The organism is Devosia sp. (assembly GCF_025809055.1).
In the GTDB taxonomy this organism is placed as follows: domain Bacteria; phylum Pseudomonadota; class Alphaproteobacteria; order Rhizobiales; family Devosiaceae; genus Devosia.
In genome coordinates, this window is sequence record NZ_CP075529.1 from 872,712 (window position 1) to 887,288 (window position 14,577).

The 14,577-nt window shown below is 59.6% G+C and carries 14 protein-coding genes; 7 read left to right on the plus strand and 7 right to left on the minus strand.

Annotated elements, in window-relative coordinates; translation table 11 throughout:
• Positions 1-61 precede the first annotated feature (61 nt).
• From KIT02_RS04240 to aepX, 3 genes are read right to left on the minus strand one after another with little or no spacing between them, the layout of a single operon-like run.
• Positions 62-1,201 carry a phosphonoacetaldehyde reductase gene (locus KIT02_RS04240; protein WP_297582641.1) on the minus strand — a complete coding sequence of 380 codons (1,140 nt, stop codon included), beginning with the start codon at positions 1,199-1,201 and terminating at the stop codon, positions 62-64.
• A complete protein-coding gene (aepY, locus tag KIT02_RS04245) occupies positions 1,198-2,340 on the minus strand; it encodes a phosphonopyruvate decarboxylase (protein WP_297582644.1) in 1,143 nt (380 codons plus the stop codon). Before aepY ends, KIT02_RS04240 begins: the two co-directional genes overlap by 4 nt.
• Entirely contained in the window at positions 2,340-3,641 is a 1,302-nt protein-coding gene (gene aepX / locus KIT02_RS04250) for a phosphoenolpyruvate mutase (RefSeq protein WP_297582652.1), read from the minus strand. The genes aepY and aepX overlap by 1 nt, the downstream gene beginning before the upstream one ends.
• Positions 3,642-3,898: 257 nt before the next feature.
• Here aepX and KIT02_RS04255 point away from each other — a divergent pair, with 257 nt between their 5' ends.
• The 7 genes from KIT02_RS04255 (at position 3,899) to KIT02_RS04285 (ending at position 10,436) form a co-directional block, all read left to right on the plus strand.
• Positions 3,899-4,585, plus strand: a complete 687-nt coding sequence (locus KIT02_RS04255; protein ID WP_297582654.1) for an IspD/TarI family cytidylyltransferase — start codon at positions 3,899-3,901, stop codon at positions 4,583-4,585.
• Position 4,586: 1 nt separating this feature from the next.
• Complete coding sequence (locus tag KIT02_RS04260; RefSeq protein ID WP_297582657.1) at positions 4,587-5,291, plus strand: SDR family oxidoreductase; 705 nt, start codon at positions 4,587-4,589, stop codon at positions 5,289-5,291.
• A 1-nt stretch (position 5,292) separates the two neighbouring features.
• A complete protein-coding gene (locus KIT02_RS04265; RefSeq protein WP_297582661.1) occupies positions 5,293-6,693 on the plus strand; it encodes a CDP-glycerol glycerophosphotransferase family protein in 1,401 nt (466 codons plus the stop codon).
• Positions 6,694-6,775: 82 nt separating this feature from the next.
• Positions 6,776-7,177, plus strand: a complete 402-nt coding sequence (locus tag KIT02_RS04270) for an adenylyltransferase/cytidyltransferase family protein (RefSeq protein ID WP_297582663.1) — start codon at positions 6,776-6,778, stop codon at positions 7,175-7,177.
• Between the two features lie 282 nt (positions 7,178-7,459).
• Positions 7,460-8,515, plus strand: a complete 1,056-nt coding sequence (locus KIT02_RS04275; RefSeq protein WP_297582665.1) for a hypothetical protein — start codon at positions 7,460-7,462, stop codon at positions 8,513-8,515.
• A complete protein-coding gene (locus KIT02_RS04280) occupies positions 8,512-9,534 on the plus strand; it encodes a LicD family protein (protein ID WP_297582667.1) in 1,023 nt (340 codons plus the stop codon). Before KIT02_RS04275 ends, KIT02_RS04280 begins: the two co-directional genes overlap by 4 nt.
• Before the next feature lie 137 nt (positions 9,535-9,671).
• Positions 9,672-10,436 (plus strand): hypothetical protein, encoded by a 765-nt coding sequence (locus KIT02_RS04285; protein ID WP_297582669.1) that lies wholly within the window; start codon positions 9,672-9,674, stop codon positions 10,434-10,436.
• Positions 10,437-10,441: 5 nt separating this feature from the next.
• Here KIT02_RS04285 and KIT02_RS04290 read toward each other — a convergent pair whose 3' ends face one another.
• From KIT02_RS04290 to KIT02_RS04305, 4 genes are all read right to left on the minus strand, one after another.
• Complete coding sequence (locus tag KIT02_RS04290) at positions 10,442-11,986, minus strand: hypothetical protein (protein ID WP_297582671.1); 1,545 nt, start codon at positions 11,984-11,986, stop codon at positions 10,442-10,444.
• 308 nt (positions 11,987-12,294) lie between these two features.
• Positions 12,295-13,080, minus strand: coding sequence for an FkbM family methyltransferase (locus KIT02_RS04295; protein WP_297582673.1), 786 nt, complete (start codon positions 13,078-13,080; stop codon positions 12,295-12,297).
• Between the two features lie 34 nt (positions 13,081-13,114).
• Positions 13,115-13,789 (minus strand): HAD-IA family hydrolase, encoded by a 675-nt coding sequence (locus KIT02_RS04300; protein WP_297582675.1) that lies wholly within the window; start codon positions 13,787-13,789, stop codon positions 13,115-13,117.
• Positions 13,786-14,484 carry an acylneuraminate cytidylyltransferase family protein gene (locus tag KIT02_RS04305; RefSeq protein WP_297582678.1) on the minus strand — a complete coding sequence of 233 codons (699 nt, stop codon included), beginning with the start codon at positions 14,482-14,484 and terminating at the stop codon, positions 13,786-13,788. The genes KIT02_RS04300 and KIT02_RS04305 overlap by 4 nt, the downstream gene beginning before the upstream one ends.
• Positions 14,485-14,577 lie beyond the last annotated feature (93 nt).

Below are 14,577 nucleotides of genomic sequence, written 5' to 3' on the forward strand. Positions count from 1 at the left end.
AAAACGTGACAGGTCAAAGGCATAGGGCCCCGGCCCTGATCCAATCACAACGGGCAATACGCTAGGAGGAGTACGATTGCTCCAGGATCGCGCCAACCGCATTTGGCGCCAGCGGCACGATGTAGTTGTCGGCACGCCCGGGCGTAACCATTTCACCGGTGAGCGCCACAAGGCTTGCCGAATCCGGCACGGCGCGCCGCACTATTCCCGACACGTCGAACTGCTTGACGATGTCGGCAATGGCCGACAGAAGCGCTCCGCGACCGGAATATCCAGCGACACGGGCCAGATCGTCAAAGCGCGCGCTATCGTGCGCCATGGCTCGTTCCGCAACGGCGGACATGGTGAAGGCACAAGCATAGCCGTGCGAGACCCCAAAGTGAGCCGTAATCGGGTACGACATCGAATGGCAAAGCGCTGTCCGGGTTTGGCTGATACAAAGACCGGCCAAGAGGCTGGCTTCAGCCAATTCCGCCCGTGCAGCTTCGTTCCCCAGGTCCGATTGCAGAACCGACAGGGCTCTCAGCGCAAGACCGATCGCGCGGCCAGCCATCGCCAGCGTTACCGGCGAGGCATTCCTGTTCCACGCAGACTCGCAGGCCTGGTTGAGCGCATCAAGCCCGGTTGATGCCGTGGCATCCATCGGCAGGCCATGGGTCAATTCCGGGTCGACGATGGCCGTGTGCGGTGACACGGCAGGTCCGGCAAGTGAAAGTTTGCGCCGGTTCTCGTGATCCCATACCGTCGCAAAGGACGTCACCTCGCTCCCCGTGCCCGATGTCGTCGGTAGAGCGATAAGCGGAATCGCGTTGAGTTGAGACCAGTCCGACGGCCGCTCGATCAGCGTCTGCAGGGTCCGCGTTGGAGCTTCCCCCGCCAGCGCAACGCTATAGGCCTTGGCCGCGTCGAGCGCACTGCCCCCGCCAAATCCTACGACGCAATCAAGGCGCCGGTCGGACAGCGCGTCGATCCCAGCCTGCAGATCCGCCAGACCGGGATTGGGTAGCACCGTGTCCACAAAGACCACGCCGGTCGGCAGGGATGCCCCGAGCAGTCGGTCCTTGGTCAGCTGCGCCCTGCCCCGACGCGTCGTGACCACGAGAACTGACTTGCCCGCCAGCATCGGACCAAGTTTCTCACGCGCGCCGGCCCCGAAATGCACCCGCGTTGGATTGTGGAACGCCCAGCCGGAGCCGCTCATGCACTCGCCTTAAGCCGGCCCACGAACAAAGCCTTGTTTTCCGCAGGCGTTTCCTTGGGGCGCCCGAGGTCAGCGCGCGATCCGGGCCGGACGTGAATTTCGATCAGGGACGGGCCTTCGGCGGAAGAAAGGCGCGCGACCGCCTCGCTGATTGCCTCGGCACCGGTCAACGGTCCCTCGACATTCTTGTATCCGCAGGCCTTGGCAATTCCGCAGAGATTGATGTCGAAACCAACGGTCGGCTGCCCGCCCACGGAGTCGTGCACGCCGTTGTTGAGAACGATGTGCACAAAATTCTTCGGTGCACGCACCCCGATGGACGCCATGCCGCCAAGGTGCATCAACGCGGCACCATCCCCGTCGATGCATACCACCGGAACATCCGGACGGGTCAGCGCAATACCCAGCGCAATCTGCGAGGCATGTCCCATCGACCCGACGGTCAGAAAATCCGAAGCCCTGTCCTGGCCGAGGCGTACGCGCTGCTCATAGAGCTCCCGTGAAATCATGCCAGTGGTCGAAACGATCGTGGAGGCCTGCGGCAGGGACTGCGTGACGATACCGATCGCTTCCTCGCGGCCGGGCAGGTTTTCGCTCCGGGCAACAGGGTTGCGCTTCGCCTCCGCCTTGCCGAATGCCCCCTTGCGGACGAGCAGGGCAACCGGCCCGGACCGCTCGATGGCAGCCGCTGCGGCCCAGCGTCCGGCCTCGGCAGCCGCGTCGGGATCACCATCGAGAACCTTGTAGGGCACTTCCATGGCATCGAGCATGGCGACGGAAACCCGCCCCTGCTTGACGTGTTGCGGCTCGTCCTTGACGCCAGGCTCACCGCGCCAGCCGATAAGAACGATCATCGGAATGCCGTAAACCTCGGGGTCGGCCAGCGACAGCAGCGGATTGACGGTGTTTCCCAGGCCCGAATTCTGCAGATAGACCATTGGCAGGCCACCAGTGGCCAGGTGCACGCCGGCGGCGATTCCCATGGCCGTGCCTTCATTGGCCGCGATCAGGTGCCGCTCGGCCGGAAGAGCCGCATCGACATAGGCGCAGAATTCCTTGAGCAGCGAATCCGGGACGCCGACGAGAAAGTTCACGCCGGCGCCGGACAGCACCTCATAAAAGGCCTGGGGAGAGATCATTACTTGCCACCCGGAATGAGCTCGAGAATCTCACCGATCGGCATCATGTTCGCATCGGCCTCGGCCGAACGGTGATGCGTCAGGATCGACTTGGCCGTTGCCACCATGGCCGGGTACGCGCTGCGCAGCAGCTGGTTGGCATAGATCACGAGATTGACCCCGTTTTCGGCCAGTTCTTCCTCGGTCACCTTGTTGTAGCTCGACGGCACGGCGACCAGGGTCTTGCGGTTCGGCAATTCATTGTAGCGACGGCAGAACTCGAAGATTTCCGCCGGCTCCTTGCGACGGCTGTGGATCATGATGCCATCAGCGCCTGCATCGAGGAAGGCGGCAGCGCGTTCCATGGCGTGATCCACGCCCTTGTCGAGAATCAGGCTTTCGATGCGCGCGATGATCATGAAATCATCGGTCGCCTGGGCCTTCTTGCCCATGCGGATCTTTTCCGAGAAGGCCTCAATGCTGTCCTGGGTCTGGTCGACCTCGGTACCGAACAGCGAGTTTTTCTTGAGACCGGTCTTGTCCTCGATGATGATCGCGGAAACGCCCAGGCGCTCCAGCGTCCGCACGGTGAACACGAAGTGCTCGGCCTTGCCGCCGGTATCGCCGTCATAGACGATCGGCTTGGTGGTAACCTCGAGAACTTCGTTCAGGGTAATCATGCGGGCCGAGACGTCCACGGCCTCGATGTCGGGTTTGCCCTTCGAGGTCGAGTCGGTGAGCGAGGAGGCCCACATGCCGTCGAACTCGCGCCGGCCTTGTGGCGTATCGACACCGATATTTTCGATGATGAGCCCGCTCAGGCCATTGTGCAGGTCGGCAATGCGCACGATCGGCTTCACCTTGAGCATGCGGCGCAGCGACGCGCGGCGAACATCGGGCGTCGTGCCGATTTCCTTCATCGCCGCATGCAGTTTGGTCGAGGAGATGCCTTCGGTGTAAGGCACTTCGATCAGCTCGCCGCCCCACTTGGCCAGGGTGTCGATAACCCGCTGGCGTGTATGCTGCTGCACACCGGTCCGCCAGTCGTCGCCATGCACCACATAATCGGGCTTGAGCTCTTCCAGGTTCGGCACATAGTCGAGCGTCGTCTGCGGAACCACCCGCGCCACGCCCTTGAGCGCCTCGATCACCTGCCGCCGCTGCTCGAACGACATGAACGGCACGCGCTTGTAGCTGGCAATGGCCTCATCGGTCAGCAATCCGACAACCACATCGCCATATTTGGCCGCCTGCTGGATGATATTGAGGTGACCCGGATGAACGAGATCGGCGCTCATGCCGACATAGGCGGTTTTGGTCATAATCGCGCAAACTTTCGAGCTGTCAAAAAAACTGCGGCTGTTGATGGAGCATCAATGTGGCGAAATACGCCGCAAAGGCAGACAATACAAGGAGGAGGCTACCGGTGACCAAAAAAACAGCAGAAACGCCCACGAAAAAGGCATTCTAGCATTAGACCAAAATTCAGCTTGCACTGTCGGGCAGCACATTGGATTAAGTCTGCCACCCGAAGTGTTGCAGCGTGCAACCGCCAGAAAAACCAACGGTCGGAGATATCATGGACAAACTGGACATCCTTTTGCTCAGCGGTGGCATGGGAACAAGAGTTGGCGCGGCTGTTCCAAAACAACTCCTGAAACTCCATGGCGTACCGATCCTTGTCTATTCGCTACGCGAAATCGACAAACTTGAGCGGATAAACAATATCATCCTGAACTATCCGGGCGAATGGCTGGATGAATACCAAAGCATCATCACAAACTACGCAATAAAGAAGAACGTAATATTCGTGCCTGCAGGCGATAGTCGGCAATCTTCGGTAAGCTTGATGCTGGACAAGGTTACGACCAATAACATTCTCATTCATGAGGCAGCCCGGCCATTCGTTACGGCCAGAAACTACGAAGAAATTATTGAATCCACGCACCAGAATGTTACGTTCGGCCTGGCAATACCCTTCTCGGTGGCCAAGATAGACCACGCGACTCAGCGAATTTCGAGCAACGTTGACCGAAGCACGCTGCTCAATATACAGCTACCGCAGAAGTTTAACTTCGAGGACTTGAAGCGCGCCCATGAGTTTGCCACTCAGCAGGGCCGAGACCATACCGAGGACACGTCGATGCTTGTCGATATCGGTCTTGACGTCCACACGCTGCAGGGATCGTCACGCAATATCAAGGTGACGACCCCGGAAGATCTGGCGGTAGCCAACATCCTAGCTGAAAAACTGGACACTCTATAAGATGAGTCATAAGACCGCATTTGTAACCGGTGCGTCTCGCGGCATTGGTGCCGCGATTGCAAGGAAAATCCTGACCGAGGGATACGGGCGCCTCTACGTGGCCGCTCGTGACACCGACAGATTCGCAGAAACCATCCTGATGCTCAGGGCCGCCTGCAAGGACGGTCAGGAGGTCGTGCCCATCTATGGCGACTTCTCAAAATTGGACGATGTTCAGGAAGCGGTAAAACAGGTTCTCGCGCGAAAAGAGAACATAGACGTTCTCGTCAACAACGCAGGTTTCACCGCTCCGAATTCCATCTTCGAAGCGACTGTCGACGAGCTTGAGCAGACGTTCGCGGTGAACTTGCGGGCGCCTTTCTACATCGTCCAGCAGATGCTCCGGGAAGGCAACACGTTCACGCATATTGTGAACATTGCCTCGACCGCAGGGGTGAAGGGTCGGGCCGGTTGGGCCACGTACTCCGCATCCAAGGCCGCCATGATCTCCTTCTCGGAATCGATCCGCGAGGAGCTCGCGCCGCTGGGAACACGCGTGATCTGCCTCTCTCCTGGGCGTTGCGCGACCGACCTGCGCCGTACGCTTGCGCCGGAAGAGGATCCGACCACCATCATGCAACCCGAAAGCGTCGCCGACGTCGTGGCTTTGACGATCTCGGCAGAGGGTCGATTCATGGACACAGAGAATATCGTGGTGAGACTGTAGCATGCGCGGATTGAAGCGTTTCGTCAGGAATGGACTGATCGGCCTGCTCGCTCTCGCTTTGCTGTTCCCGTTCTTTCTGCTCGCCCTCATAACGTTGCCGCTGCTGCTCCTCCTGGCTGGAGTTGCGGTACTTACGCCTGCGGTTCGAAAGAAAATTTCCAAAGGAATTCCCAAGTGGAATTCCAAGAAATTCAATGGAACGGCCAAGAAACTGGCGAACAAGCACATTCTGCCAAAGCTGTATCCGGCTACAACGCGAGTTATGTCTCACTATGACTTCATAGTGTATTTCGACGGACCGTTGGGCGCCACCTATCAGGTAAAGATGTGGGACCCGTTTTTTTCGCGGCTTGGCGGCAGTTACGTGATTGCCACAAGAGAACTTCCGAACCATATCGACCTGGTGCGCTCTGGCTACAACTCGATGTTCGTGAAGACGCTCTCGGTGGTGGATCAGTTGTCCCGTTCCGGCGCGAAGACGGTATTCTACACCAACAACAGCGTGAAAAACTCACAGATGGTTCGCCATCGCCATCTCACCCATGTGCAGTTGCTGCATGGTGACAGCGACAAACCGTCGAGCTTTAATCCGGTTACCACGATGTTCGACATCGTCGGGGTCGCGGGCCAGTTGGGTATAGACCGCTACCTCAACAACGGCGTTCCCATCCTTCCGGAGAAATTTAGGATCATCAGCCGGCCACAATGCGGCGAGCTCGGCGTGGCCACGGAGCCCACCAAGGTCATCAAGACCGTGTTCTACGCGACCACCTGGAGGGATCACAACAACGGTGACGATGCAGGCTCGATCGAGAACGCGTACCACGCCGTTCAACAACTGGTTGAAAATGGCTACCGCGTAATTTTCCGCCCGCATCCCTACAGCATGAAGAGCAGCGTCGACAAAGCCACGATCGAGCGAATCTGTGAGTTCTTCGATAACAGCGAGGCCGACGTTGGATTTTACTGCGGTATAGCCGGGAAGAAAAATGGCCTGATGACCATCGCCGAGTGCATCAACGAATCGGACGCGATGTTGTCAGACGTCACCAGCGTGCTGTCCGACTGGCTGTACTCGAACAAGCCATACTTCATCATTGATCCGCTCAATGACCACGCAGCCCTGATTGCACAGAACCCGGTGGTACGGGCAGCCTACTATGTTGACCGGGAAATGAGCCAGTTGGCAAAGCCACTTGGAGAGATTTCCAAGGGAGATCATCTCTTCGATGAACGCGTCCGGCTCAGAAAGTATGTGCTGGGCGTCGATCTGGACGAGAGCCCGGTGGACCTGTTCGTTTCCACGATGAAAGACGTCATGCAGAATTACGACAAGGACGCTGTGGCTGCGGAACGCATCAAGAAAGAATACGGAAATCGCTCCATTGAAGCCAGCATCTGATTGAGTCATGCTGGCAGCCAGTTCTCTGGCACGACAATCACCCTAAATACGACTGACGAAATGTGGGGAGAGTACATAGACCATGAGTGAACGGGTAATTCTCACCTATGGAACTTTTGACCTGTTCCACATTGGCCATGTCCGGCTTTTGGAGCGAGCCAGGGCTCTAGGCGACAGGCTGGTAGTCGGCCTGTCCACCGACGAGTTCAACGAGGCCAAGGGCAAGAAGGCGACGTACAGCTATCAGGACCGCGAGGAAATCTTGAGGTCAGTCAGGTTCGTCAGCGACGTGTTTCCGGAACGGACCTGGGAGCAGAAAGTTCAGGATATTCAGCGCATTGCTGCAGATGTCTTTGTGATGGGTGACGACTGGGCCGGCAAGTTTGACGACCTGAGCCAGTATTGCGACGTGGTCTATCTCAGCCGTACTCCGGACATCTCGTCATCGATCGTCCGGAATTCCCTGCGTATTGCTGCGGCGTAAGCACCATCCATGAGATCCATTTTGCAAGCCGCCTATCGGCGGATGCCCCGGGGCGTGCGGTCCAGTTTGCGCGATTTGGGCGTGGCGCACTTTGCCAAGTCAGTTCTGTCCGGTGGCTCTATCCCGCTTTGGCGCGACGGCACGCGGCGCGAGGCCGAAACTCTGTTCAAGACGGCCAAGGAAGCCCTGCAGTCAGGCGACCTGTCCGCAGCCGGCGCCCAGGTTCGCGCAGCGCTTGACCAGTACCCGGACTATGGCCGCTTCCATCGCCTGGCGGCCGAAGTGGCGTTTCGGCAGGGCCGCAGCGATGAAGCATTGGCCAGTGCCAGAAACGCCCTGCTGCTTGGCACGGCCGACCGGGAAACCGCCCTGCTCACCATCCGCCTCGCCATTGAACGCGGTGTACCGACGCCAGAAATACTCGCGCTGCTCAAGGGCATGTCGTCGGCCGGTTTCTGGGAAGCCTGCAAGAGCTGTGACCGCCCGGACTTGTTTCAGGCCCTGCTCGACCAGTCGACTGCGTCTGATGGAGCTATCAGTTACAAGCTGGTGCGCCCGCTGACAGTTGCGGCCACCCGCGTCGAGAATTTTTCGGCCGCTCGTTCTATTGTTATCAAGGGGTTCGAGGCGTTTCTCAAAGCGGATCGGAAAGCAGACAGCGGCATGCGTGGTTCGCTGGGCCCTGCAGGCCTGACCGCTCTTGAGGATGCGGCCGAAACCCTCAACGCAGCCGGCATCCGCTTTTTTGCCGCTGCCGGCACCGCATTGGGAATAGTGCGGGAAGGCGCCCCCCTCAAGCACGATGTGGACATCGACATTGGCATTTTTGAAGAGGACTTCGATCGCCAGCGTCTCACCGACATTTTCCTGATCGACCCACGCTTCTGGCCCGACGCTCCGCATGACAAGAGCCCGAAGATCGGCCTAAAGCACAAGTCCGGTGCAAGCATCGATCTCTTCCTGTTCCGCAAGGAAGGCGATGCCTACTACCACGATGGCGTCTTTGTGCGCTGGCGCAACGATATTTTTGAGCTGGAACCCCGCAAGGTGGGGCGCGCGACAGTCAAAATTCCCGCCAATGCCGATCACTACCTCACCGAAAACTATGGTGACTGGCGCGTGCCGGACAAGACGTTCGATGCCTTTGTGTCGGGCCCGAACCGTGAGATTACCTGGCCCGACTACTATGGCGTCCATCTTCTGAGGGCGGCGTTCATCGCCTATACCAACGGCAATATGGAGAAATTCCACTATATGGCCGATCAGGTGCAGCAAGACACTTCGATACCCCCTGCTGAAAAAGCCTTCATCGGCCGGATCGTGGAGATGGCATCGTGACACCACGTGACCTTTTGCTGGCCCGCCTGGCGCAGGCCGTCCCGAGCGCTAAGGCCCTGACGCACGCCCAGTTCGCGCTTGAGCATGGTCTCGATGCCGAAGCCCGCCAAATCCTGGTCAGCGGCATCCGCAACAAGGGCTGGACCCGCAGCAGCCTCTGGAGCCTGCTGCCATCGACGATGAACGAGGCGTCGGACTATTGGGAAATTCGCGCTCTCTACATGGCGGCGCCGAAGAACGCCAAATCACTGCCGGCGGCTCTGCGCGCCGTGGCCCGCGCGGCCTGCATGGCCAATCTGCACGATGAGGCCCGCCTGCTGTTGCGCCGCATGTGCCTCAATGCGCGACCGCTACCGAAAATAGCCGAGGAAGGCGAAGGCGATTTTTCAAAGCGCGCGGCCGTAGCGCTCGCCGACCTTCGCCAGTCCTGTGTGGTTTTTGGCACCACGCCCTTCCTCATCAGCGGAACGCTGCTTGGCTATGTGCGGGAAGGCGCCATCATCGGTTGGGACAAGGATATCGATGTCGGCGTTTTCGGTACGGCGGAATCCCTGGGCGAGTTGGGCGAAAAGCTGGCCGCCAACAGCGCTTTCCACGTGCGCCGCATCGATTTCGTCGAAAAACGCCTTCGCGTGCGGCATTGGAACGGGGTCGATGTCGACATTTTCCTGCACTACCAGGAAGGCGACAAAGTCTGGCACGACGGCAGCGTGACGCGATGGTGGAATTCCCCCTTCGAGCTGAAAACCGTGGAGTTCATCGGCGTCGAGCAATCCGTGCCTGTCGACCCGGAGCGCTACCTTGAAGAAAACTACGGTAACTGGCGGGTTCCTGACCCCCATTTTGACGCGCGCTACGACACGCCAAACCTTGAAGTCACCGACACGGACTACCGGGACAGCCTGCTGTACTTTTCTCTGGCGGACGCGATCCGCAAGGGCAATGAAATCAAGAAACAGCGCTACAAGGATATGCTGCTCGAGATCGACAGCCACAAGGCCTGGCTCGCGCGGATCTGAACGGCGACGGCGCCGGTATGACCGCCTGAATATCCGCTTTGTGGTTGCGTTTTCTCCGAGGGCATGACCTAAGAGGTGCCGCTGCGATGACGGACCCGACTGTGAATTTCTTCAGATACCTCAATTTTCTGGCGCGAATGTCCCGCTGGGCAATGCTTGGCGGCACGGTGGGCTACTGGACTGCCGCAGCGGCACTGGCCTCGTCCCGCCTGTTGCAGACCGTGGCCCTGTTCCTGCCCATCAAGTTGCTGATGCTGCTCTCCGGCAGCAGCGCGCCGTCCATCCTGCAGCTCGTGCCGATTGATCCGAACGTACTGATCCTGATCATGATGGGTTGCGTTCCAGTGCTGTATATCGGCTCGATCCTTGCAACGGCCATCTTCCAGCGCATGATGGACAAGCCCCCGGCTGCGAAAATCCCGCCCGTCGATGGCGACCCGGTCAATCTCAAGCTGTTTCTGCGCCTCCGCGACACCCTGGTGCGCAATTCCGCTGATCTGCTCGTCCTGGTTGTCGGTACCATTGCAATAACGATAGCCCACTGGCCCTTTGCGCTCATCACGCTTGTGGTGCTCGCGGGCTACGCCTTCGTCCTTGAAATCTACGTCTTTGCGAACATGCGCCCGCGGCACACGTTCCTGAAGCTGAAGCCGACACAGGTTATTGAATACAGCCGGACATTCGTGTTCATCGCGCTCTTCGGCGTTCTCGCCTATCTGGTGTTCCAGTGGCATCTGAACGTCTATCTGGCCATCCTGTGCCTGCTCGTCTGCAGGCTCATGACCCAGGGCGTGCAGCGGTTCTTCAATTCGGCGCTAAAACTCCGGCAGACGCATTCCAAATGGATCCTGCCACCCGAAAAGCGCAAGCCCAAGGCCGTTGCCGACACACCTGCCGCCTGATCCGGTCAGGCTGGGGTCATCTCGGAAAGCACGCTCTCGAAGGCTCGGCGCGGCAGGGCGTTCAACTGCCCTCCCCGCCCGATATTGAACATGCGCGTGCCCGTGGGCGCGAGCACGTCCTGGAGATTGGCAAAGCCGATATTGACCCAGGTTGCGCCGTTTTCACCTTCCCTGAAACTGGCCAGGCGCCGCGATTCCTTGTCACCCCCACCGTAGAAGTGCGTCGTGGGGCCGTCATAGGTCAGATCCACCCCGAGCAGGTAGATCTCGCGATATCCCATGAAATGGGCAATCTGGCACACGGACAGCACGACACTGGACCCCAGATGCAGCAGGCCGGGTGTCGGAACCAGCCGGCCTGCCGACAGGTAGAGCTGGGTGCTGCCGAATGCGATCAGGTTGGGCGCAAAATTGCGCGGCCGCGCCACAAGGCAGCTGCCATTGACGAAGAGGCGCTCGACGTCCGCCCTGTCAATCTCGTTTCCATAGTCGCGATAGACGGCGGCGTCGGAAACCGCGACGAACCGGGGGCGCGGAAGCCCGAATTCCATCGCACGAATGCCGCGGTTGACGCAGAACACATCCTCGCCGTCCAGAAGGTGAAGCGGCATTTCGGCGGTGGATGGGCCGTTGGCCACGATAAAGCATCGTTTCGAATTGGCTACGGGTGCCGGCAGCGCCAGGTTTCTGGACCGCGTCCAGCGTCGGCAGAGGTCGGCGGCGTCACTCATGCCCGCGCGGCTCATCGCACGGCCGAAGCGATCAAAGGGCTCGACCTCGTTTGGAAACCGGCGCGCCATGCCGTGAAAGGCTTTGGTCGCCCGAAAGATGCTGCCTTGTTCGATGATCCGCCCAAAGCCGTTCAGCATCACGGATTTCGCGCCGGCCTCGTCGCCGATAGCCGCCAAGGCATCACAGCGCATGGCGAGCAGGCGTGCATATTCGGCAATGGCCAGGCGGGCACGCGTAACCTTTGGGGCGTCCTGAGCCAGGTCGGCTGCGTCACTCCATCGGCGGGATGCCAGCGCCTGTTCCATGGCGGCGGCATAGTTGCTCCAGCTCTGCGGCGGCTTGCCAGCCGGCGCGGGCAAAGGCTTCAGATGATTGACCAGCTGACGGTGGTCGCCAACGGACTGCACGCGCGCCGAAACATCCAGCACGGCCCGGGCTCGGCTTTCATCCAGCAGGAATGTGGGGTCAGGCGCGCGATCCACCAATCGCAGCAGCCAGCGCAGATATGGCCGCCTGATGGCGACCGATTGCCGTTTCATGCTGGAAATGGCGGCGTCAAAGCCTGCCATGTCGCCACGTCGCAGCATCACCTCGGCTTCCGTCCGCGCGCGCAACAAGCGGGTAATACCATCGCCTTCGACAAATGCCATTGCGCCGTCCAGATCGTTCTCCTTGAGCAGGATCTCGACGATCATGTCGTTGAGCAGCTGTTTCACCTGCTTGGATCGGACCGGGCGCCGCGCCCACCATTTTGCGGCGTCGTACTTCTGACCCTGATGCAGCACCACGACAATGTTGACGATGACAAGGTCGCGCATTCCGGCCCGCCCCTTCCAGGCAAACCGGATTTCCTGCTTGCGATCAAGGCCGCTTATCGAGCGCGCAAGCCCTCCAAAAGCAATCGATTTGAGACGATCAGTCGGCAACTGCCCTGCGACCTCTGCGGCGCGATCAAAGCCCACCCTATACACCGCGTCCAGCGGCATCTGGACCAGCGTCCGGGCCTGTATCGCGGCCCAGGCCCTAACGGCGTTTCTGAAGTCTTTCAGCATTGAGGCCACCTCAAAGGCTGGGCGTGCGATCGCCAGAACAACGGTTCGGCGCAACCGGCTTTCTCGTCTCGCCATCACAACATCCTGCTCGACCAGCGCTGCCGGGCAATTTCGATGGTGTCGCCCGGCTCCATGGCCATCACGCCCCGCGGGGGCTCGCGGCCATCCACGGGTAGCGCCAGCATGTTGATCGAAGGCATTTTGACGGTCTCGAAGATGTTGCGACGGACTGCGCGAAAGTTGTTTGGATTGAACCGGCCATCGAAGTGCCAGTGCAGGCTGTAGCCCCGCTCGACGAACCAGGACGTCAGGGCCAGGTCGTGTTCTTCGACATTGTTCTCAAACCAGATTGCCGGCTGCTTCTGGGCGATGAGGTCAGCCGCCCCCTGCAGCACTTCCCGTTCGAAGCCTTCGACATCGATCTTGATGAGATGGCAGTGCTTGAGGCCAAGCCTGTCGACTGTGCGCACCGCAACCTTTTCCTTGCCGGGTTCGGCCCCTTCCAGGCTGAACCGGCCATGGTTGCGCTTTTCGTCGAGCCCAAATCCGGCAATCGAGACCTTGCCTTGTTCGGCGCCAAGAGCGGCATCGACCACCCTGACATTCTGGAGGTCGTTGAGGGCCAGGTTGGCGCACAGAATGTTCCGCACCAACCTTTGCGGTTCCACCGCCACCACCCGCCCGCGATTGCCGACAGCCTTCGCAAAGAACACTGTGTGCGTACCGACATTGGCGCCGGCGTCGAGCACCCAGTCACCGGGCCGCAAGACCTGACCGAGCACGGCCATCTCGCTTTCGCACCACTCCCCGTAAAGGTCGAGCGATCGCCCGATCACGGTGTCGGCCTTGAGAAACATCATGGGGCCGTGCCGGCACTCGCGAAGACGGTGATGTTTAGTGTCTATGCGCAACGGTCGGCATCGAGGCGGTGTTGAGGAACGGCATGAGATTGGGTGCATAGCGGGCGACCAGCAGGTCGAGCAGATCCGCAGGCGTGGCGGCCTTCTTGCAATCCTGCGTCAGCGGGGCACCATAGCCCCAGTCGCAGTGGATATAGGCGGCACCGAAACCGGTCGCGGCCTCCTCGTCCACGCTCATGTCGCCGATATAGGTGATGTCGGCGGGCTCAACGCCCCACTCGTCGGCGGCTGCAACGAAAAGGTCGGGCTCCGGCTTGCCGCGCAGCGTATCTGTGGGGCTGTAGAGCATGCTGATCGGCAACTGGAACCGCCGCACGAACTGCCGCGTGCGCACCGGATCCTTACTGGTGAGAATGCCGATGGGCGTACGCAGTTCGGCCAGGACCGAGATGGTTTCCGCAATGCCGGGAAACAGCGACAGGGCGTCGATATGCCGGGAAGAAGCGGCAAAATAGGTGTGCTCGATCAACTCGCGGTTCTTGCTGATCCCCAACTCGCTGAGGATGACCTGAAATGGCTTGCCGATCAGCGCAAAGTAATTCTCGAAATCCACACCCACGTCACATTCGACCTGAACCTCAAGCCATGAGCGACGCATGTTTTCACGCGAGTTGAGAAGGACGCCATCAAAATCAAAAAGTATGCTCATCTGTACCCCGCATGAATGGGAAGCCCCTGCTCGGTGTTCCGGTCGTAGGGAAATGGAAGTTGTTCGACGTATTTTTCGGCCAGGCGAAAATCTTCCAGAGTATCGACGTCGATACACTCCGGATATCCGAGCTCGATGATTCCAGGATTGTCGCCAATTCGACGATGACCGTTGAGGATCAGATCGCGCGAATAGAGATAGATGCCGCTGCTCTCGATCAGGATTGGCTTGGTATCCTGGGTACGGGCCATGTCCGTCGGCGAATAGTTTATCGGCCGGCTGTCGTACCAGGCATAGGTCTGAACTTTTTGAGCCGTGAACGCACTGTCATGCCGCCCCTCGCGGACGGCAGCGATGACCTTTTCAACCGTCTCAACGGAGATGAAAGGCGCCGTGGCGTGACCCAATAGGTAGTAGTCGGCCTCGACCGCATTGGCGAACCCCTGGAAGAGTTGCAGCCCCTTCACCTCGTCACGGTCCAGCGCTGCGTCCCGCAGTTCCAGCCCAACACCGTCCGGCACGTATTTGAGGATGGCGGGCGAGGAGCAAAAGACTGAAACGCTGTCGATGCCGCGACTGGCCAGCAGGGTGTTGAGGATGTAGCTGCACATCGGATGCCCACCGAGGTCGAGGATATTCTTGCTCGGCAGGCGCTGGCTGTTGAGCTTGATGGGAACAAAGGCGGCGATCTTCAATCGGAGCGGTCCTGTTTCAGTTTCGGCCGGAGGCTACCGGGCCAGTGCAACAGGACGGCGACACATTCTTGACAGTTGCACGACGGTCTTGTG

Bases quoted from the DNA above. Each gene is read 5' to 3' on its own strand.
- KIT02_RS04240 (WP_297582641.1), bottom strand. From the start codon at position 1,201: ATGAGCGGCTCCGGCTGGGCGTTCCACAATCCAACGCGGGTGCATTTC.
- aepY (WP_297582644.1), bottom strand. From the start codon at position 2,340: ATGATCTCTCCCCAGGCCTTTTATGAGGTGCTGTCCGGCGCCGGCGTG.
- aepX (WP_297582652.1), bottom strand. From the start codon at position 3,641: ATGACCAAAACCGCCTATGTCGGCATGAGCGCCGATCTCGTTCATCCG.
- KIT02_RS04255 (WP_297582654.1), top strand. From the start codon at position 3,899: ATGGACAAACTGGACATCCTTTTGCTCAGCGGTGGCATGGGAACAAGA.
- KIT02_RS04260 (WP_297582657.1), top strand. From the start codon at position 4,587: ATGAGTCATAAGACCGCATTTGTAACCGGTGCGTCTCGCGGCATTGGT.
- KIT02_RS04265 (WP_297582661.1), top strand. From the start codon at position 5,293: ATGCGCGGATTGAAGCGTTTCGTCAGGAATGGACTGATCGGCCTGCTC.
- KIT02_RS04270 (WP_297582663.1), top strand. From the start codon at position 6,776: ATGAGTGAACGGGTAATTCTCACCTATGGAACTTTTGACCTGTTCCAC.
- KIT02_RS04285 (WP_297582669.1), top strand. From the start codon at position 9,672: ATGTCCCGCTGGGCAATGCTTGGCGGCACGGTGGGCTACTGGACTGCC.
- KIT02_RS04290 (WP_297582671.1), bottom strand. From the start codon at position 11,986: ATGCGCGACCTTGTCATCGTCAACATTGTCGTGGTGCTGCATCAGGGT.
- KIT02_RS04295 (WP_297582673.1), bottom strand. From the start codon at position 13,080: ATGATGTTTCTCAAGGCCGACACCGTGATCGGGCGATCGCTCGACCTT.
- KIT02_RS04300 (WP_297582675.1), bottom strand. From the start codon at position 13,789: ATGAGCATACTTTTTGATTTTGATGGCGTCCTTCTCAACTCGCGTGAA.